The organism is Ralstonia pickettii (genome assembly GCF_000607165.1).
GTDB lineage: Bacteria > Pseudomonadota > Gammaproteobacteria > Burkholderiales > Burkholderiaceae > Ralstonia > Ralstonia holmesii.
The window spans coordinates 188,282-209,060 of the sequence record NZ_JFZG01000025.1 but is presented as its reverse complement, the minus strand read 5'-3'; the positions used below and the strand labels follow the sequence as shown (position 1 = coordinate 209,060).

Annotated in this window: 14 protein-coding genes; 5 read left to right on the top strand and 9 right to left on the bottom strand. The window is 64.5% G+C overall.

The window, feature by feature from the left end:
* Positions 1-43: 43 nt before the first annotated feature.
* From BG83_RS0123060 to BG83_RS0123050, 3 genes are read right to left on the bottom strand one after another with little or no spacing between them, the layout of a single operon-like run.
* On the bottom strand, positions 44-1,528 hold the full coding sequence (locus tag BG83_RS0123060) for a hypothetical protein (RefSeq protein ID WP_024978962.1): 1,485 nt from the start codon (positions 1,526-1,528) through the stop codon (positions 44-46).
* A gap of 11 nt (positions 1,529-1,539) precedes the next feature.
* A complete protein-coding gene (locus BG83_RS0123055) occupies positions 1,540-1,809 on the bottom strand; it encodes a PAAR domain-containing protein (protein ID WP_024978961.1) in 270 nt (89 codons plus the stop codon).
* A gap of 25 nt (positions 1,810-1,834) precedes the next feature.
* Entirely contained in the window at positions 1,835-2,692 is an 858-nt protein-coding gene (locus BG83_RS0123050; RefSeq protein WP_024978960.1) for a M15 family metallopeptidase, read from the bottom strand.
* Positions 2,693-2,953: 261 nt separating this feature from the next.
* Here BG83_RS0123050 and BG83_RS0123045 point away from each other — a divergent pair, with 261 nt between their 5' ends.
* The 5 genes from BG83_RS0123045 (at position 2,954) to BG83_RS0123025 (ending at position 9,307) form a co-directional block, all read left to right on the top strand.
* Positions 2,954-3,712, top strand: a complete 759-nt coding sequence (locus BG83_RS0123045) for a hypothetical protein (RefSeq protein ID WP_024978959.1) — start codon at positions 2,954-2,956, stop codon at positions 3,710-3,712.
* A gap of 149 nt (positions 3,713-3,861) precedes the next feature.
* A complete protein-coding gene (locus BG83_RS0123040) occupies positions 3,862-6,927 on the top strand; it encodes a type VI secretion system Vgr family protein (RefSeq protein WP_024978958.1) in 3,066 nt (1,021 codons plus the stop codon).
* Positions 6,928-6,952: 25 nt separating this feature from the next.
* The gene (locus tag BG83_RS0123035; protein ID WP_024978957.1) at positions 6,953-8,002 is read left to right on the top strand and encodes a DUF2515 family protein; all 1,050 of its coding nucleotides are present in this window, start codon (positions 6,953-6,955) and stop codon (positions 8,000-8,002) included.
* On the top strand, positions 7,999-8,934 hold the full coding sequence (locus tag BG83_RS29580; protein WP_160169400.1) for a hypothetical protein: 936 nt from the start codon (positions 7,999-8,001) through the stop codon (positions 8,932-8,934). Before BG83_RS0123035 ends, BG83_RS29580 begins: the two co-directional genes overlap by 4 nt.
* A gap of 97 nt (positions 8,935-9,031) precedes the next feature.
* Entirely contained in the window at positions 9,032-9,307 is a 276-nt protein-coding gene (locus BG83_RS0123025) for a hypothetical protein (protein ID WP_024978955.1), read from the top strand.
* Positions 9,308-9,356: 49 nt separating this feature from the next.
* On the opposite strand, the gene fliD is transcribed toward BG83_RS0123025, so the two are convergent.
* The 6 genes from fliD to BG83_RS0122995 form a co-directional block, all read right to left on the bottom strand.
* Positions 9,357-11,393 carry a flagellar filament capping protein FliD gene (gene fliD, locus BG83_RS0123020; RefSeq protein WP_024978954.1) on the bottom strand — a complete coding sequence of 679 codons (2,037 nt, stop codon included), beginning with the start codon at positions 11,391-11,393 and terminating at the stop codon, positions 9,357-9,359.
* 195 nt (positions 11,394-11,588) lie between these two features.
* Positions 11,589-17,438, bottom strand: coding sequence for an excinuclease ABC subunit UvrA (uvrA, locus tag BG83_RS0123015; RefSeq protein ID WP_024978953.1), 5,850 nt, complete (start codon positions 17,436-17,438; stop codon positions 11,589-11,591).
* A gap of 243 nt (positions 17,439-17,681) precedes the next feature.
* A complete protein-coding gene (locus BG83_RS0123010; protein WP_024978952.1) occupies positions 17,682-18,575 on the bottom strand; it encodes a class II glutamine amidotransferase in 894 nt (297 codons plus the stop codon).
* Positions 18,576-18,652: 77 nt separating this feature from the next.
* The gene (locus BG83_RS0123005; RefSeq protein WP_024978951.1) at positions 18,653-18,892 is read right to left on the bottom strand and encodes a hypothetical protein; all 240 of its coding nucleotides are present in this window, start codon (positions 18,890-18,892) and stop codon (positions 18,653-18,655) included.
* Between the two features lie 238 nt (positions 18,893-19,130).
* Positions 19,131-19,586, bottom strand: a complete 456-nt coding sequence (locus tag BG83_RS0123000; RefSeq protein WP_024978950.1) for a universal stress protein — start codon at positions 19,584-19,586, stop codon at positions 19,131-19,133.
* Positions 19,587-19,667: 81 nt separating this feature from the next.
* Positions 19,668-20,678, bottom strand: a complete 1,011-nt coding sequence (locus tag BG83_RS0122995) for a zinc-dependent alcohol dehydrogenase family protein (protein WP_024978949.1) — start codon at positions 20,676-20,678, stop codon at positions 19,668-19,670.
* Positions 20,679-20,779: the final 101 nt, after the last annotated feature.

Below are 20,779 nucleotides of genomic sequence, written 5' to 3'. Positions count from 1 at the left end.
GGCTCGGGAACAGACAGAATCGGAATCGAAATCAGGAACAAGGTCACGTCAGGCTGGGCACCACCGCGATGGCGCCGCGCTGCTGGATGTCGTTGGCGGTAATGGCCAGTACCGGCTTGCCGGTCTGCTGGCTCAACTGGTGTGCCACCACCACCGAGAGCAGCGGGCCCGCAGCGCCCACATAGCCGCACGGCGTGCCAACCGGCAGCAGATCCGCAGCCAGGTCCAGCGCAGGAAAACGTTCGGAAAACACGCGTGCCACCTCGACGGTGCGCACAGGGTGCATGCCGGTGTCTGAGACAACGCCGGCAATGGTGATGGGGTCGGCAGCCGAATCGCCCTCGGCGGTATCTGCTTTCTCAGCGGGCGCTGCGTCCTGCTTGGCCTTGACCGGTGTGGCGGCCAAGGTATCGAGCACGTGGCCAACTGCATCACCCAGCGCCTGCAGTTGCGGCTGGCCGCGATCCGGCGTCGGCGATTCAAGCCGCGCCACACCAGCGCGCGTGATCGTGAACGACTCCGTTGCAGCGGCGTCGCCTTCCAGCGCAGGCGGCAGCAGGCTTTGCGTCATGGCCGGCCCGCACAGCAGCACGCCCGCAGCGGCTTCGCCCGGCACGCGGCCGTGTTGGCGATTGGCTTCGAACAATTGCTCTTGCTGCATCAGTTGCTCAACAGCGCTGGGGCCGACCAGCGAATCCGCCACCACCACCATGCGCAGCACGCGCTCATCGTTGGCGCGGTTCACGCCTTGCGTGGCGCGATCGAGCAGCAGCAGCGCGTCGGCATCGCCCTTGGCGGCGATGGGCTCAAGCGTCAACCGGTCTGCCGGCCAGATCAACGCGATGCGTTGGCGCAGCCAGCCATCGGCGGCGGCTTGATGCTGCGGTGTCCAGTCGCGCGGGAGCAGGGCGGTGATGATCAGTCGCGTGGTTTCCGGGGCGGTCGTTTCCGGAATCTGCGCAACGGCACGTGCGGCCAGCTCTTCGGCCACCTGGCCTGCAAGCAAAAGGGCGCGCAGGCGTTCGTCCAGCCAGTCGACGTCAGGATGGTGCTCGGCTAGCTCGGCGCGCAGGTCTTCGATGTCGACGCCTTCCACTTGCGCAGCAAAGATCGGCTGACCAAAGCCTTGGACATCGGTCAGGCCCGGTTGCGTGTTGGCTTGCACTGCGTCCACCACCGATGCCGCATCACTGCCCGCAGGCGCGCGCAGGGCACTGGCCAGCAGCACGGCGCGCCATTGGCGCGTGGCATCTTGCGGGTCGGCGGCCTTTGCATCAGCGCCTGTTGCGGACGGTGTGGCGGCTGCCAGCTCGCGGCCCGCGACCACATTGGAGCGAATGCCATCCAGCGCGCGCTTGATGACCCAATAGCCGACGATCATGCCCACCGGCAGCAACAGCAGGTAGGTGAGGATGTCGGCGGTGGTCGGCATGCGGTTGGCGGACTGCCACCACACAATGACGGCAATCCACACCACCACGAAGACAGCGAGCAGCGTCAGCCCGGACCGAAAGAGTCTTGCAACCATGTCGTGCGCGTTCAGATGCTGCCGGTGTTGCCCTGGCTGGACAGGAGCGTGGCGCCGCACGCGGTCTTGTCGCCATGGCGCGCCGCCTGCTTGCCGTCGATGATGACGTTGGGGTCGCCCGTCACGATGACGGTCGTGCCGCCGTGGCCGTTCCGCGGGCACGTCACCTTGTCGCCCACGCAGGCGATGCCCTTGCCGCCGGTGCTTGTGTTGCCCGATGCGGTGATCACCACGCCGCCGTGGTCCGTCTTGTCACCCAGCAGGATGAAGGGCCGTGTCATTGCATGCTCTCCATGTGTCCTATCGTCATTGTCTTGGTGCGGGCTGTTTGCCGAGCACGCCCTTGCGGCGCAGCTCCACGTGGCCCAGGTCCATCATCTTCCAGCGGCCGCCCCACACGAGGCCGACCGATTCCGCCGTCTGGCCGTACAGCTCGTAGCCGCGCATCGCCCACGGGTCTTTCTCGCTGATGACCAGCTTGCCGTCGCGGAAGAACGCGTTGTCCGCCGCCAGACCGTACTGGTGATAGCTCTGGAACGCCGTGGCCTGCGTGACGTTGCTGCCCATCGCCGCCAGCTTCACTTGCCGCTCGGGGCTTCGGTAGCCTTCGAGCAGCGCCATTTCGTAACCGTGTTCGTCGCGCATGATCTTGTAGACGAGCAGCAAACGCTGGCGGAAGTCCGCATCGAGCAGATTCCAGTCGCGGCTCGCATCGCGGATGGCCGGCCGGACCTGCTCCACTTCACGCGTGGTGAATACCTCGGGCGGCAAGGGCGGCGGCGGGATCAGCCGTTCGCCATTGAGCAACGCCGAGATGTGCGGATCCGGCTCGCGCACTTGGTCGTCATCGAACTCGAACGACTGCTGCTCGCGCAGCGCCAGCGCCAGCATGGGCGGCACCGATAACACACCCAGCGCACCGAGCAGCAACATCCGCCGCCGTACCACGAACTGCTTGAACGCCGACACCCCCGACGTCGCGTTGTCCACCGACTCGCGCAACGACCCTGCCGAGCGCGCACCCATTACCGCAGCCCCCGTGCTCACGCGCCGCCACTGCGCACGCAGCAACGCCGCGCAGCGCTGCCGTACCGACGGCAGCAGCAGCACGGCAGCCACTACCACCATGGCAACGAAGTAGAGAACAAGAGCGACAAAAACCATACCAACCTGCGGAGCGTGGGCGCCTACGTCAATTCATTCAGATTTATATCTGTATTTAGAGGTCTAAATTATTAATAAACGGTAATAATCAAGCGCTCGCCACGCAGAAATATTAAGAAACGATAAAGAAAATACTGCAACCTACGTCAATCATTTGTCTTTCAGCAAGGCCAGACTTAGAATCAGCAGCCACCACCGGAATCGGCGCTTGTTTGTAATCCATACGTTCGCCGCGCATTCTATTTCAATTCTGGACCCGTGATGAGTAATAACGGCGATTTGAAACAAGAAGGGCCCCCAACGCTCTTCAATTCTGAATCCGAGACCGATGAGGCCGGGCATACGCGCATTCTGGCGAGCCTGGAAGGCCGCGTCGCGGCCAGCGGCAAGGCACCGAAAAAGTCGGGGCAGCGCTATGGCGTTGCCGCGGCGGTCGTCGTGCTCGCCGCCGGTATCGGCGCATGGATCGTGCTGAACCCGAGCGGCGAACCTGCCCCCGCTCAGGTGGCTGAACAAGCCGCGCCAGCGGCTGCTCAACCACCTGCAGCCACGCAAGCGGCGGCCGCGGAAACCGCTCGCACGGCCGCTGCGGCGCCTGTCGCTTCTGCAAGCGAGCCCGTGGCGGAAGTGCGGGCCGCCACCATCGTCAACGTTCCGGCGGGCGAAGACGGCGCAACCGAGAAGAGCGACAAGGCGTCGGTTGCAAGCGTGCCCGCCAAGGAAGCGCATGACGAGACGCCGGCCACGCACACCCTGGCGGCAAAGTCTTCAAGCACCCCGGCGAATACCGACGAAGGCAAGACGGCAACCGCCAAGCTGGTGGCCAAATCGACCAATACGCCATTTAAGGCGCTGCAGCAGCCAACAAAGCCCAGGGCGCAATCAACCTCCAAAGCCGCCAAGAATCGAAAAGGCGGATTGGCCCCCGATGATCCTGACGCCGATCTGCTGGCGGCATTGCTTGCGCCGCAGAATGCTGCCAATAAGGCAGCCAATCCAACCACTTACAAAGGGCAATAGCCGCCCGACTGCCTGGTTGGTTATTTTTACAACCAGGCAATTGAGCGGAGGCGGCTGCAATGCTCGACATTGCGCTGCCTCGTAAATGCCCGCGCTGGTTTCACGAAATCGCCCCGTGATACGCCACGCGTTGCAGCATCGGACAGCGAATGGACGCCACGACCCTTCTTCAGAACCTCTTCGCACCAACACGCCGCCTGTATACGCTGGAAGGCGATGGGCCGCTTGCGGACCTTGCGGTGGAAGCTTGGCTCGGTCGGGAGGCGCTGTCCGAGCTGTTTGAATGGCGCGTGGTGGCCGTCAGCGCCAATGCGCGCATCGCGCTCAAATCGTTGCTGGGACAGCGCGTCACGTTGGTCACGACGCTGGCCGACGGAACGCAGACCAAGCGCACAGGCCTGATCCGCTTGGCCGAGAAACTTGGCGCGGATGGCAGCCTTACGCGCTATCGCCTGACCGTGGTGCCCTGGTTCTGGTTGACCACGCAGCAGCGCCACAGCCAGGTGTTCCAGAACCGGCCGCTGCCGGACATCATTGAACAGATGTTGTCGCCGTACGAGCCGTATGCCTCGTGGCGCTATGCGGCCGGTGCCGAAGCACGCATGGCCGACTTCGGTACACGCACGCACATCGCCCAGTTTCGCGAGACCGACTACCACTTCGTCACGCGCCTGCTGGCCGAAGCGGGGCTCGGTTTCACCACGGTGGAAGACGACCAGGCGCACGGCGGCCACACGCTCGTGATCTTCGCCGACAGCACACAACTGCAGGAAGACGCGGAATCGGCAGCGGCGGGCGGTATCCGCTTCCACCGCGCGCACAGCCTGGAAGAGCGCGACGCGATCCAGCAACTCGCTTGCCATAGCCGCACCACCGTAAGTGGCGTGGCGGTGGCCGCGTGGGACCCGGAGGGCAAGCAGAACGCCCGCGCCCACGCACCCGCGCGCTTCGCCACCAGCGCAGGCAGCCCTGATGCGTATCTGTCGATCAGCCCGTCGCTCGCACCCGATTCCGCCAACGCCCAGCGCATTGCCGAACAGGTCATGGAAAGCCTGGAGGCGCGTGCGCTGCTGTTTTCGGGGCGTGGCACGGTGCGCACGCTGCGCAGCGGTACGCGCCTGCAGGTGGTGGATTGCCCGCACCTGCCGCAAGACGTGGAAGGCGCCTATCCGCTGTTGATGGATCTGGTCGAGCACTGCGGTATCAACAACCTGACCGTCGATACGCACAACGCGCTCAGCCAGCGTTTGGGCGGGCTCGATGCCGCACTGGAATTCGATACGCCGCCCAGCGCGCCGGAGTCTGGCCCTGGCGTCTTCGGTTTCCAGGAAGCAGAGGGCTCCATCGAGCGCATCACCCCAACTGGCGATCTGCTCAAAGCCGCACGCACGCATGGCTACGCGGGAATGTTCCGCGCAAGCGATGCACGTCGGCCGTGGCGCCCCGCTGTGACAGAGCCTGATTGCGGTCGCCTCTACGCCGCGCCCACCGCGCAAGGCGTGCACAGCGCCATCGTGGTCGGCCCGGACGGCCAGACGCAGGCAGGCGGAGACGGCGAACACCACGCCACCCCCGCAGGTGAAATCCGCGTGCGCTTTCCCTGGCAACAAGGCGAGCGTGCGGATGACCGCAGCACCCGCTGGGTGCGCGTTGCGCAGCGGCAGGCAGGTTCCGGCATGGGCTGGCAATGGCTGCCGCGCATCGGGCAGGAAGTGCTCGTCAAGTTCAGCGAAGACGACATCGACCAGCCCGTCGTGATCGGCTCGTTGTACAACGGCCAGGGCGAGGCCGGCATTGCGCCCACGCCCGGCGGGCAGGGTGCATCTGACCAAAGCGACAGCACAGCCCTCTACAAGCAAGGCAGCGACAGCGCCGCAAGCGCACAAGGCAACGTGGCCGGCGGCCACAGCCCCGCGTGGCACGGCATGGGCACGGAGGCCGAAGGCCACCGCAACGCCGCCGCCCACACTGGCTTCAAGAGCGCGGAACACGGCGGCAGCGGCTACAACCACCTCGTCTTTGACGACAGCGACGGCCAGTTGCGTACGCAGCTCGCTACCACGCAGCAATTCAGCCAACTCAACCTCGGCCATCTCGTCCATCAACAAGACAACCGGCGCGGCAGCTTCCGTGGCCAGGGATTCGAGTTGCGCACCGATGGCCACGCCGCCGTGCGCGGTCAGGCCGGCCTGCTGCTGACCACCTACCGCGATGCCAGTAACGGCAAAGCCGTGCCCACCGGCGACAACGTGGCAGGCATTGCGCTGATCAAGCAAGCCAAGGAATTGACGTCATCGTTGGGCCAAGGCGCGGTCACGCACCAGACTGCCGCACTCGACACCGCCAAGAACGACGATGCCCCGCTTGTCAAGCAAGCCAAGGCGGTGGCCGGCATGGTCGACGGCAAGGCGCTCGACGCTGCCAAGCAAGACGCAAGCGCAGGCAACACGGCCACGCAAGGCAAGGTGCCGCATCAGGGCGAAGCCATCGCGCATCTTGCAGGCCGAGCGGGCCTCGTCATGGTGGCCGGGCAAGACCTGCAGCTCGCCAACGGCGAAAGCATCGCGCTGGGCAGCGGCCAAGACACCAACCTCGCCGTCGGCAAGCAGGCACGCATGCACGCCGGCCACGCGATCGGCGTGGCCGCAGGTTTGTCAAAAGCGGGCGACAACAACATCGGCCTGCAACTGACGGCCGGGCAAGACAACATCGACGTGCAGGCCCAGCACGACGTGCTCAAGCTGATGGCCAAGCAGGACCTGAAGCTGGTGTCGGCCAATATGAATGTGGATTTTGCGGCCGCCAAGCGCATTCGCATCGCCACAGCCGGCGGGGCGTCGATCACGCTCGAAGGTGGGAATATCACCGTGGAGTGTGCGGGGCCGATTACGTATAAGGCGGCGCAGCGGGTGTTTGAGGGGCCGGTGAGCAAAACCGTTACCGCTGCAGGGTTCCCGACGACATCGTTTGGGCTCTATGATGAAACCTTCCGTCTGCTGACCCCGAACGGCAAACCGATGCGGCCTACGCCATACCAGATCACAGCTGCGCAGGGCGACGGGCACGAATCCAAGACGCAATCCAATACGGGCGGCACCCCCCGCATCGGTACGGAGGCTCCGCAGCAGCTACGTTTCTCGCTGTTGTGGCACGAGACCGAGGTGGATGAGCATGCTCACACTGGCGGCCCCGAACAAGACGTCAGCACGACATAAGCTACAAGGACATCAAGCGCGAGCCATGAGCGATGAAACAACCGTCACCGCTATCACCAACGATCGACCAGACAGCTGCGTCGATGTGAACTGTCAATGCCCGACGATGTGGTCGCTGGCACAACAGTTTTGCTATCTGCGGCTGTCTAACCGCAAGGGCGAGAAAAGCAACCGCCTTATCAACTTTTTTCCGGCCCGGGCTCGGCGTATCGCCGCCACCTATGCACGCCTCTACCTTGAGCAGGAGGAGCATGGAGACCCAAGAAAAAAGGGACGCTACTACTGGATGGCGCTCGGTGCCTTTGCCAGCAAAACAGTGGCATGCTCGTTGGAGACCCTGCAGTTGTCGACCCGGGCGGTGGGCGATACCGTGCGTACGGGGTTAGGCAAGGGTAACTTCTGGCTGTTCAACGATATTGCTGCATGGCACTGGTATCACAACTTCGATGCCGACTCGTTCGACACCTGCTTGCAAAAGCGCGACGTGGACACCTACGTGGACAAGGTCAAGGAGCAGTTGCACAAGATGCCGTGGGCTGGCGAGGCGCTGCCTAAGATCAAGAACCTGCGGTGGACGCCAGAGGTCAAAGAGGCGTTCGATAGAGTCAAAGAGTTTGACGGAGCCACGAGCGACGTGAAGCGGCGAGATTTCCAGTTCAAGAATCTCATGGCGCTGGCCCGCCATGAACAAGGGAACATCTTGCAGCCGCTGATCTACAAGGATTCGGATTTCGCTTGGTGGGTAAAAGTACAGCGAGGCGGCGCCGATGTCGGTAAATGGACGTGGGGTCATGCGGTAGGCATCGCCACCAGTTGGATGGCGCCCAAGCTCAAAGTGGCTTTCGTGGCAGCGTGCGATACCGACTTGCCGGCGTTTGAGGACGTCGCTCCAGAGAACACGAAACTGGAAAACTACGATAGCCGCATGAAGTGGATTGGCCTGGTTGCAGACAAGTTCCACGGCCTGATGATTAAGGACCCGCGCGGAATGGAAGCGCAACTCTCGACCATGGCCGGCTGGGTTGGCACGCCCGACAGCGTGCGCTATCCCGACGAAACAGCCCCTGCACGATGATGGTTCGAACACGCCGCACGGTTTCGTGCCTTCTCGCAACGCTGGCCGCGCTCCTGCTCATGGGGTGCCAGCCTTCCTCCACCAGCAAGTCATCCAGCAAAATAGTGATGCCGCAAAGTATTGAGATTGAGATAGGCGAGTCGCCGCAGGCGCTCATTGGGCGCTATGGCAAGGCCGTGGATGTTGACAACAAGAATGAGCAGGCCTACGGCGTGACCTTCTATGCGGTGGATTGGCCCGACAGCTCGCAAGGTACGGTCGTCATCAAGAACCAAAAGAGCGAGGTGCGCCTGGACACCGCCTTGGGTGTGTCGGGTTCGTTCGACAAGGCCCACGCTGAAGAAGGCATCTATGACTACAGCATCAGCCTGGGCATTCCGCCGCGAAACAACGTTACGCACGACCAGGCGCGCCTGCAGTTCTACGAAATGCTCAAGCGTATCCAGCAGGCTGGCTGGAAGCGGTGGATATATCCGGAAAATCCGCGGTTGGCAGGTGCCGAGGCCTTTCGCTATCGGCTCGTGAAAGACCAAGGGGTGGATTCACTGGACCCGGAGTATGTGCCGGGCCTGGAAGACTGGATGAAACTGCCCGACATGACCTCGTGGCGCTTTTATCTCAACGGGGTTTATATGGACATACAGATGTCCAGAGACTCGACGCGCATGAAGGTGGATGAGCCGGGCGCGTACTTCGTCAAGATCAAGCTAGAGGGCTACGCCAACTTCTGGCGCAATGCGTTCAATGAGCAGGACCGCCCACACTGGCGCGACCTCTTTCCCGGCCTGCAACGCCAGATGCGTGCCGAGCGTGCCAGCTCCGAGCAAAAGCTGAAGGCTCAGGGCTACAGCGTTGACACCAGCTACCACAACCCGGACGAGACATCCGGTGATCAGCCCATCTCGCCGCCCGCGAAGACTGGCGCGAAATGATGGTCGGGCGCGGATGCTTGCAGGTCACTCGCGCGCGGTGACACGGTATGCCTCATGCGCTCGCATTTCCACTTCCTAAGTCAGTCAACTCTCTCACATGAACCTGCAATACAAACTCGCCGCAGCCCTCCTGACCACCGCCTGGATGAGCGCAGGCATCTGCGCCCAGCACACCTCCACCGTGCCGGCCCCGGGCAATGCCCCGCAAAGCGGAATCAAGAAAACCGTGCACGCCAAGAAGCACGGTAAGCGAGCCAAGGTCGCCCGCGCGCGTAAGAGCACTCCGGCAGCGCGTGACGGCGATGCCGAAGTACTCGCCCAGGTGCTGGGTTCGGACAACAAAAATCCGTTGTGGGGAAAGCCGCAGCAGTAACCATGCAAATGGCCGCGGCGGATGCGCACTCAAGGTGCGGTCAGCGCGATCAGCCCGCCGTCCGCTGCTTCTGCAATAGCGCCAGCTGCGTCGTCAGGTAGTTGCTGGTGTTCGTCATGCTGGCCACCACCTTCGACAGCGCATTGAACTGCGCGTAATACAGCGCCTGCTTGGCATCGAGCTGCTTCTGCATCCGGTCGATCTGGTTGCCGATCGAGGTGATGGAGCTGTTGATGGCGTCGGTGGCGTTCTGCACCATGCCGTTGCTCGACAACAAGTTGCCCGACACGGTGTGCAGTTGCGCCGCGTAGCCGCGCTGCACGGTGACGGTGCCGCGGTCGCCCAACGCACCGCCCGTGACTTGCACCGTCAGGCCATCTACTGCGGAGCCGCTGGCGCCGTACAGGTTCTGGCCCGAACCCGTGGCGGCAGCGCCGTTGATGGTGCCTTGCACATCGCGCCCGCCGGTGGCCGTCGGGCTGCCGCCGAGCAGCGACGCTGCGCCATTGCCCGACACAGACACCGTGGATACCGATCCGTATTGCTTGTCGGTCAACGTCAGCACGCCGTTGGCATCGGCGCCGATGGCGATTTCCACCTTCGCTCTCTGCAGGTCAGGCGATGCGTTGATCTGACTCTGGATCTGCGCGGCCAGGCTCGACGGGGTGTAGCTGCCCGCCGGCACCTTGATGTTGGTCGTAATGCCGCTGAGCGTGACCGACAGGCTGTCGTTCACGCCGCTCTGGATGGTCGCGTTGGCGGCCGCCGAGCCTTTCAATGCGCCCTGCGTGGCCAGTTGCGTGACGTTGATGGCATAGCTGCCGGCCTGCGTGGTCGTTGAAAACGACGAGACCTTCAGCAGCGAATCCGTCGCCGTGCCTGTGCCGGCAAACAGCGCCGCCACCTGGCCGGGCGATTTCTTCAGCGCGGCGGTCAGCTTGGGGTCGTCAATCGACAGCGTGCCTTCCTTGTCCATCGTCACGCCAATACTGCCCAGCGACTGGAACGCGCCGTTGCCGATGCCCTGGCCCAGCACGTCGGTCAGCTGGTTGATCATCATCTTGGTGCTGACGTCGCCGGCCAGCGCGCCGTTGTTGGCGGCGTTGGCCGTGTCGAACTTGGTCAGCGCGTTGAGCTGGATGCGCAGCGCGTTGTACGCCTTGACAAAGTTGAGCACCGACTGGCTGGCCTGGCCGGCGTCGCTGCCGACCGTGACGGTCGTGCTGCCCGTCTTGGCCAGCGTGAACGACGTTCCATCCACCACGTCCGTCAGCGTGTTGGTGGCGCTCTGCACGCTGATGCCGTTGACGGTGGCCATGGCGTTGCGGCCCGTGGCGACCTCGGTCATGTTCTGCGTGCCGGCCGGGTCGTGGCTCAGCAGCGATTGCAGAGCAGGGTCGCCGGAGACGGAAATCTTCATCTCCGAATTGGCGCCGCCTGCGGTGGACGTCAGCACCAGCCGATAGGGCGAATTGCTGCCGTCGTTGACGATGCTGGCCGAGACGCCCACGTTGGCGCTGTTGATGGCGTCGCGGATGCCGGCGAGCGTGTTGTTCGATGGGTCGATGGTGATCGAGCCGCCGGCCTGGTTGCCGTTTTGCGTGAACGTGGCGCCGGTGTATTTGCCGTTGGCAAAGCTGCCGCCCGAGACGCTACCGAATGAAAACGTGAGGGTGGTGGGCGTGCCGCCGCCAATGGGCGTCTTGCTGGATGCCTGCCCGTTGGCCGACAGCACCTGCGCCTGCGCAAGCTGCGTCACGTTGACTTGATACGTGCCGGCGGGCGCCGTGTTGGACAGCGAAGCCGTGAGGATTGACGTGTCGTGCCCGCTGGCCTTGTTGCCGGTGAACGTGTCCGGGTTGTTCAGGGCCGCCATCGCTGTCTGGAAGGTCGCCAACGCGCTTTTGAGCGAGCCGACCGCCGACAACTGCGTCTGAAAAGCCTTCTGCTGCGTCTGCCGCAGCGTCATGCCCTTGCTTTCCGCCTGGATCAGCTTCGTGACAAGGCTGTTGACGTCGATGTTCGTACCGATGCCCGGAACCGAGATCGGCGGAATGTAGTTGTTGCTTGTGGACGAAGTGGCCATGGTCGGACGCGCGCAAACGCTTTCTTCACAATCTCCACAATGTGACGGCAGCGCAGCCCGGTTCTTTAGGGCAAACCCTGCTCGGGCAGGCTTTTTTGCCGGTTTGCTCAGGAAAGCGAAAGAATTGCCCACGCCACACCGAGCGGCGCACCGCGCTGACGGTCTCCATCTGCCCCGAGACCGTCGCGCGCCACGCTAGACCGTTTCGCCTTGCTTGCTTGGGTCGACCTGCTTGCCGCGTACCAGCACCGGCACCAAAGCCGCGCCCGTATGGCTGGCCGCTACGCGCGTCAACGCCTCCGGCCCGCACGCCGCCACGATCGTGCCGCCCTCATCGCCGCCTTCGGGGCCGAGATCGAGGATCCAGTCCGCTTCGGCAATCACGTCGAGGTCGTGCTCGATCACGATCACGCTGTGGCCGCCGTCTGCAAGGCGATGCAGCACCCGGATCAGCTTGGCCACGTCGGCCATGTGCAGGCCCACGGTCGGCTCGTCCAGCACGTACAGCGTGTGGGGTGCCTTCTGGCCACGGCGGGTCAGGTCATCGCGCACCTTGGACAACTCGGTGACGAGCTTGATGCGCTGCGCCTCGCCGCCGGACAGCGTGGGCGAAGGCTGGCCGAGCGTCAGGTAACCGAGGCCGACGTCCTTCATCAGTTGCAGTGGATGGGCGATGCTGTTCATCGCGCCAAAGAACTCGACCGCTTCGTCGATTTCCATGGTGAGCACATCGCCGATGTTCTTGCCGCGCCAGGTGACGGCAAGCGTCTCGGCGTTGAAGCGTTGGCCGTGGCAGACGTCGCAGCCGACCTTCACGTCGGGCAGGAAGCTCATGGCGATGGTGCGTACGCCCTGACCTTCGCAGGCGGGGCAGCGGCCGTCGCCGGTATTGAATGAGAAGCGCGAGGCGGTATAGCCGCGCGCACGGGCTTCGAGCGTGTCGGCAAAGAGCTTGCGGATGGTGTCCCACACGCCGATGTAGGTGGCCGGGCAGGAGCGCGGCGTCTTGCCGATCGGGGTCTGGTCGACTTCGAGCACGCGGTCGATGGTTTCCCAGCCGGTGACGCTGTCGCAGCCGTGCCAGTCGTGTTTGACGTCGAGCTTGCGCGGCATCTTCGCCTCAGGCGTCTCGGCCTGTGCGGTCTTGCGCGCGCGCCGCGTGGCCGGCGAAGACAGCACCGAACGGCCGACCGCATCGAGCAGGTTCGTCATCAAAACATCGCGAGCCAGCGTCGATTTGCCCGAGCCCGATACGCCTGTAATGGCCACGAGGCGCGACAGCGGCATCGTCGCCGTCACGTTGCGCAGGTTGTGCAGCTTGGCGCCATGCACCGTCAGCCATTGCTCGGGCACCGCCTGAACACCGGCGCGCGGTGCGACCACCTGACGGCGCGGCTGCAGCGGATGCTCGATCGGCTGCGACAGGAACCGGCCGGTGAGCGAATCCGGCTGGGCTGCCAGGTCCGCCACGCCGCCTTGTGCAACCAGCGTGCCGCCGCGCTTGCCGGCGCCCGGGCCAATGTCGATGATGTGATCGGCCCGGCGGATGGTGTCTTCATCGTGCTCAACCACCACCAGCGTGTTGCCCTTGTCGCCCAGCTTGCGCAGCGCGTCGAGCAGGATCCGGTTGTCGCGCGGGTGCAGGCCGATGGTCGGCTCATCCAGCACGTAGCAGACGCCTTGCAGGTTGCTGCCGAGTTGCGCAGCCAGGCGGATACGCTGCGCTTCACCGCCCGACAGGCTCGGCGCGGCGCGGTCCAGGCTCAGGTAGCCCAGGCCGACCTCTTCCAGGAACGACAGGCGGCTGTGAATCTCGGCCACCACGTCGCGGGCGATGTCGGCATCGCGGCCTGTCAGGTCCAGGCCCTCGACCCAGCGGCGGGTCTGGCTGACCGTCCACTGCGCAATGTCGACGATGGGTTTGGCGGCAAAGGTGACAGCGCGCGCAGTCGGATTCAGGCGCGTGCCGTGGCAATCCGGGCAGGGCAGGTCGGTCATGCCGTCCGGATCGACCTCCTCCGACGGCAACGTCTGCTCGCGGCCGCGATCGTCACCGCCGAGCACGGTGTCATCAAACGCGGCACGCTGTTCGCGCGTGAGCGCCAATCCGGTACCGACGCAGCTCGTGCACCAGCCATGCTTGCTGTTGTACGAGAACATGCGCGGGTCCAGCTCGGGGTAGCTGGTGCCGCAGGTCGAGCACGCGCGCTTGGTCGAAAACACCTTCACATTGCCGACGTGCGCCGTGCCGCCGTTGCGCATGGCGTTCTGCAGGCCATCGAGCGGCGCGAGCACGTGCATGATGCCCTTGCCGTATTCCAGCGCCTGCTCCAGCAATGCACGCAGCGCGGCTTCGTTTTCCGGCGAGACAACGATGTCGCCCACGGGCAGTTCCAGCGTGTGCTCGCGGAAGCGATCCAGGCGTGGCCATGGGTCGACGCTCAGGAACTCGCCATCGACGCGCAGATGTGTATAGCCGCGCGCCTTGGCCCATTTGGCAAGGTCGGTATAGACGCCCTTGCGGTTCACGACCAACGGCGCGAGCAGGCCAATGTGCTGGCCGCGATGGTCGCGCATGAGCTGGGCAAAGATCGCCTCCGGGCTTTGCGCTGATACCGGCGTGCCGTCGTGGATGCAGTGCTGCACGCCCAGCTTCACATACAGCAGACGCAGGAAGTGCCACACCTCGGACGTTGTCGCCACCGTGCTCTTGCGGCCGCCACGCGACAGGCGCTGCTCAATGGCCACCGTGGGCGGAATGCCGTAGACCGCATCGACTTCCGGTCGCCCCGCCGGCTGCACGATGGAGCGTGCATAGGCGTTGAGCGATTCCAGATAGCGGCGCTGCCCCTCGTGGAACAGGATGTCGAACGCCAGTGTCGACTTGCCCGAGCCCGACACGCCCGTCACCACGTTGAACTTGCCGTGCGGAATATCGACGTTCAGGCCTTTCAGGTTGTGCTCGCGTGCGTGAACGATGCGCACCACGTTTTCGCCCTGGACTTCGGCCAAGGCGGCGCGTTTTGCGCGGCGTTCAGCCAACGCGGTCTGCAACGGCACACCTTCGGCTGCCTCCGGCTGGCCGATGCTGGCTTCGTACTGCTTGAGCGCCACACCGGTGTGCGATTCAGCGCAGCCCTTCACCTGCGCGGGCGTGCCGGCGCACACGAGCAGGCCGCCTGCGTCGCCGCCCTCGGGGCCGAGATCGATGATCCAGTCCGCCGCGCGGATCACGTCGAGGTTGTGCTCGATCACGATCAGCGAATGCCCCGCTTCGAGCAGCTTGCCGAAGGCACGCATCAGCTTGGCAATGTCGTCAAAGTGCAGGCCCGTGGTCGGTTCGTCGAACATGAACAGGCGGCCGGCATTGGCGGGCACATCCTGCTTGACGCGCTTGCGAGCCGCCGCCTGGGCGGCTTGCGCCGCTTCGGCCAGGAAGCCCGCCAACTTCAGGCGTTGTGCCTCGCCGCCGGAGAGCGTCGGCACCGGCTGGCCAAGCTTCACGTATTCCAGGCCCACGTCAACGATGGGTTGCAGCACGCGCAGCACGTCAGCGTCATCAGCGAACATGCTGGCGGCCTCGCTTACCGTCAGCTCCAGCACATCGGCCACCGATAGCGAGCGCCCCGCGCGCGGGATCTTCACTTCCAGGATTTCGGCGCGATAACGCGTGCCGTCGCAATCCGGGCAGCGCAGGTAGATGTCGGAGAGGAACTGCATCTCGACGTGCTCGAAACCCGAGCCGCCGCAGGTCGGGCAACGGCCGTCGCCCGAGTTGAAGCTGAAGGTGCCCGCCGTGTAGCCGCGCTGCAGCGCCATCGGCGCCTTGGCGAACAGCTTGCGGATTTCATCGAACGCGCCCACGTAGCTGGCCGGGTTCGAGCGCGCGGTCTTGCCGATCGGGGATTGATCGACGAACACCACGTCGCTGATCTGATCGGCGCCGCGCAGGGCGCGGAATGCGCCTGGCGATTCGGTAGCCTTGCCAAAGTGGCGTGCCAGCGCGGGGTGCAGGACGTCCTGGATCAACGTCGATTTGCCCGAGCCGGACACGCCGGTCACGCACACCAGGCGCTGCAGTGGAATGTCGACGGTGACATCGCGCAGGTTGTGTTCGGCCGCACCTTCCAGCACCAGACGCGGCGTGGCGTCGTTGACGGCGCGCGCTTGCCAATCGGTTGCATCGGCCACGCGCCGCTGTCCGGACAGATAGGCGCCCGTGAGCGTATCGGCCTGGCGGATGGCCGCCGGCGTTCCGTCGAAGACGATGTTGCCGCCACGCTCGCCGGGGCCGGGCCCCATGTCGATCAGGCGGTCTGCAGCCAGCATCACGGACGGATCGTGCTCAACCACCACCAGCGTATTGCCCGCGTCGCGCAGGCGTTGCATGGCTTGGACAATGCGGTCCAGATCGCGCGGGTGCAGGCCGATGCTCGGTTCGTCCAGCACGAACAGCGTGTTGACGAGCGATGTGCCGAGCGCCGTCGTCAGGTTGATCCGCTGCACTTCGCCGCCAGAGAGCGTGCGGCTCTGGCGGTCGAGCGTCAGATAACCGATGCCGACGTCGCACAGATACGCCAGGCGCGTGCGCACCTCGTCCAGCAGCAGCTTGAGCGCGTCGTCGAGCAGCGTTGAGGGCAGCGTCAGTTCGTCAAAGAAGCGGCGGATGCGCTCAATGGGCAGCAGCATCAGGTCGTGCACGGTCAGGCCGGGCAGGGCTTCGAGCTGGGCGCGGCTCCAGGCTACGCCGCGCGGCATGAAGCGGTGTTCGGGTGCGAGCACGGCGTCGGCGTTTTCCTTGGTGCCCAGGCGCCACTGCATCGACTCGGTTTTCAGGCGCGCACCGCCGCAGGTTTCGCACGTCGTGTAGCTGCGGTATTTGGAGAGCAGCACGCGGATGTGCATCTTGTACGCCTTCGACTCCAGGTAGTCGAAGAAGCGGCGCACGCCGTACCACTGCTTGTTCCAGCCGCCACGTTTGAAGGCCGGGTCTCCATTGATGACCCAGTTGCGCTGGGCTTCGGTCATCTCTGCCCACGGCGTGCCGCGCGGGATGTCGGCTGCGGCCGCGTAGCGCATCAGATCGTCCTGGCACTCTTTCCACGCCGGCGTCTGCATCGGCTTGATGGCGCCGTCGCGCAGGGTCTTGCGCTCGTCGGGAATCACCAGCCCCAGATCGACGCCGATCACGCGGCCGAAACCACGGCAGGCATCGCACGCGCCGTAAGCGGAATTGAACGAGAAAAGGGCGGGTTGCGGGTCTGCGTAGCGCAGGTCGCTTTCCGGGCAGTGCAGGCCCGTGGAAAAGCGCCAGATGACGGGTTGCGACGCCTCGTCGGCCGGCAAGACATACACGCTCACGCGGCCGCCGCCACGCTTGAGCGACGACTCAATGGCCTCCAGCGCGCGGACACGCTCGGTGCCCTGCAGGCGGAAGCGGTCGGCCACCACGTCGAGCAGCTTGCGTTTGCCCGTGGAGGACTCGACCACGCGCTCGGCCTGCACGCGTGTATAGCCGCTGACCGACAGCCACTGCGTGACTTCTTCCGGGCTGGTATTGGCCGGCAGCTCCACGGGAAACGTCACCACCAGGCGCGGATCGCCCTCCCGCGTGCGGGAGAGCAGCTCGTCGTAGATGGTTTCCGGCGTGTCGTGCCGCACCGGCAGCGCGGTGTCGCGGTCGAACAGTTGTGCGGCGCGGGCAAACAGCAGCTTCAGGTGATCGTTCAGCTCCGTCATCGTGCCGACCGTCGAGCGCGAGCTGCGCACCGGGTTGGTCTGGTCGATGGCGATGGCGGGCGGCACGCCTTCAACGTGCTCGACCTGCGGCCGGTCCATGCGGTCGAGGAACTGGCGCGCATAGGCGCTGAAGGTCTCGACGTAGCGGCGCTGGCCTTCGGCATAGAGCGTGTCGAAAACGAGGCTGGATTTGCCGGACCCCGACGGGCCGGTCACGACGGTCATTTCGCCCGTGCGCAGGTCCAGATCGAGGTTTTTGAGATTGTGCTGACGGGCTCCGCGCAGGCGAATGACACCGGAGGACATGGAGGGCGTTCCTTGGAGCTTGGAGGTAAGGGGGAATGCCGGCGCGGATGAACCGATGGCAGCCGCGCCGGCAATCAGAATTCGAGCCGTAAACTGTAGCGGATTATGAAGATCCGGTTCGCCTACGAAACATGACGCGGACGCGAGCGTAACGCAGGGCTCCTGACAGCGTTTTGTCAGGAGGTTTCAGCGGAGGGGAAAAAAGGACGGGGTGATGCTGGTATCACCCCGGCGGGAGCGCGATCAGCCTGCCTCGCGTCCGTAAGTGGCTTGGTTGGCGGGCAGGTCAAAACCCGTGGGACCGGGCTTGCGCGGCACAAAACGGTGGTGTTCGACCACACCGCCCTTGACGATGACGACAGTCTCTTCGGGGATCTCCGCCCAAGCGCCGGGCAGGTCGACAAGCGGCTCTGACAGCACAAGAAATGCCCCGTCGCCTGCGTCTTCAATTGCGGCGCTGTCAGGATAGAGCTGGTGCAGGTGCTTGAAAGATGTGCTGTGAAAGAGGGAGCGTGATTCGCCCTCGCTGGAATAGCGCGCGGCCACAATCTGAACGCCGTCCGTTGCACAGACCGTCATGTTCAATGGGTATTCGACGCCGTGGCGGCGGCCGATGTCTTCGATCAACCCGACCATCTGTTCCAGGGCGCCGCGTGGGTCGCGGTCCAGCCCGAACGAGAGCGCCAGGAAAAACATGATCTCGGAATCGGTCGAACCCTCGATCCAGCGAAACAGCTCGGGCGCCACTTCCATCATCAGCGCGCGGCGGAGCAACGGATATTCGCGGATCAGCCCGTTGTGCGCAAAAAGCCACCGGCCGTAGCGGAACGGATGGCAGTTCGTCTCTTGGGCGGGCGTGTCCGTTGCCGCGCGCACGTGGGCAATGAACATCGAAGACCGGATGGCGCGAGCGGCTTCACGCAGGTTGGTGTCGTTCCACGCGGGGTGCAGGCAACGATATCGGAAGGGCACTTCTGAGTAGCGGCCGTACCACCCGATGCCGAAACCGTCGCCGTTGGTGGTCGTCTCGCCGCCGAGGCGGGAGCGCAGACTCTGGTCGATCAACGAGTGCCGCGGCCGGAACAGCACTGTCTCCATCTGAATGGGGTTGCCTGAATACGCCAGCCAGCGACACATGATGCATTGCCTATAGGGATGCCTTGAAAGGTGAGTCTATGCAATGCGTTTGCGAATGCACAAGAAAATCCCAACCCTCATCCAGCCATGGTCCGGGCGGTTTTGCGGCCTTGACAGATGCGTCCGCCCTCGTTTTTTTGGGCGGCGGCTTGCACGATATTCAGCTCGCGAACCCGCATGAGCGCAGCGCACTGGGCATCTGCGAGGGTGGTGCGGACTGGCAGGGACAGCGCCACCGGCATGTCGCAGAAGTGCTCGGTCGTGACCCAGACGTGCACGTTCAGCGCGGCAACACTGTCGTCAAAACGCATCACCATTGGCTCGCGTTCCGGCGCGGCTGCGTTTTGCACTGTCGCGGCTTGGTCCGGCGGGCGGAGGGCCGGTCCGGACGGGGAGGGGGGCAGAGAATTGAGTGCGCTTGAATGCACTAGCTGCCGCGCGACAGGCCCGGTTTCCAGAAAGACTTCGCCGCCCGTCCGGGGTTTCCAGGCGGGCGGCGTCAGGGTGTGCCCCTCTCGCAGGAGAGGATCGGTAGGCCGCGCTGCTCGCTGCCTCTTACTCGTCGACCTCGCTACGCACCATCAGTACCGGCTTGTTGGTCTTGCGCACCACGCCCTCGGCCACGCTGCCGAGCACCAGATGCTTGAGTCCACGCCGGCCATGCGTGCCGAGCACGATCAGGTCGGCTCCGGTCTCGTTGGCTTCCCCGACAATCGTTGCGGAAATTTGCCCCGGCGCAATGGAGTTTTCGAGCAATTTGGTCGAATGCTTGACGCCAGCCGCGTCCAGCTTCTTCGATACCTCGGCAAGCGTGTCACGGCCGTAGCCGACCACCTGGTTGGCGTAGGCAATCGAGTCAACTCCAACCATGTCGAAGGTGATGTCGCTGCTATCGGCAACGAATAGGGCCTCGACTTCCGCGCCCGTCGCCTTGCTGACCACAATAGCCTGGTGCAGCGCGAGATAGGACGCGTGGCTGCCGTCGATGGCGAGCAGGATTCGCTGATACATGGTGGTCTCCAAGGCGTTGCGCAGTAGGGCACCGCGTGTAATTCAGCGTAGACAGCGTGGCGCCTGGGCTGTTGATACGTGTCAAATGTTTTCCGAAGACACCTGCAGGACGGCTGCGCCGGCCACCCGCCCGGCGCGGAGGTCTTCCAAGGCGGTGTTGGCGTCTTGCAGCCGATAGGGCGTGACGTGAACCCGCAAGGGGACTTCCGCTGCGATGCGCATGAGCGCGAGCCCATCCGCCCGCGTCAGGTTTGCCACCGAGACCAGCTTGCGTTCTTCCCATAGCAACCGGTACGGAAACGCGGGGATGTCGCTCATGTGAATGCCACCGCAGACCACCGAGCCGCCCTTGACCACGGCCTGCAGCGCCTGCGGCACGAGCGCGCCGATGGGCGCGAAGATCAACGCGGCGTCGAGCGGCTCCGGTGCAGGGCCGTCGCTGGCACCGGCCCACTTGGCACCGGTGTCCAGCGCAAGTTGCTGAGCCGCAGTGTCGCCAGCCCGGGTGAAGGCAAAGACTTCGCGCTGCTCTGCCACGGCAATCTGCGTGATGAGGTGGGCCGCAGCACCAAAGCCGTAGATGCCGATCCGGCGCGCATCGCCAGCCATGCGCAGCGTGCGGTAGCCGATCAGGCCGGCACAGAGCAGGGGCGCCGCGTGGGCATCGTTGTACCGCGCCGGAATCGGCAGGCAGTATCGCGCGTCGCAGACGACGTATTGCGCATACCCGCCATCGCGCGTGTATCCGGTGAAGGCAGGGTGGTCGCACAGGTTTTCGCGCCCGTGCAGGCAGTACGGGCAGACGCCGCATGTCCAGCCTAGCCACGGCACGCCCACGCGCTCGCCCGGGGCGGGCGTCGTCACGCCCTCGCCGCACGACTCGACGATACCTACGATTTCGTGACCGGGAATGAGGGATGGTTTCGGGGCGGTCAGTTCGCCGTCCACGATATGGAGGTCGGTACGACACACACCACACACGGACACGGCGATCCGGACCTCGCCCGGTCCAGGTGTGGGCCTGGGCACTTCACGCCAAATCAATGGCTTTCCGGCGCCTTCCATCACCATGGCCTGCATCGATTCAGACATCGCTGTCTCCGTCTGGCATGTCTGGTCAGTATGGATCAGCCCTGCGGAACTCCGCCCCGGCAGTCGACCATCGACTGCGCCAGATCAATCGGAAAGCGTTG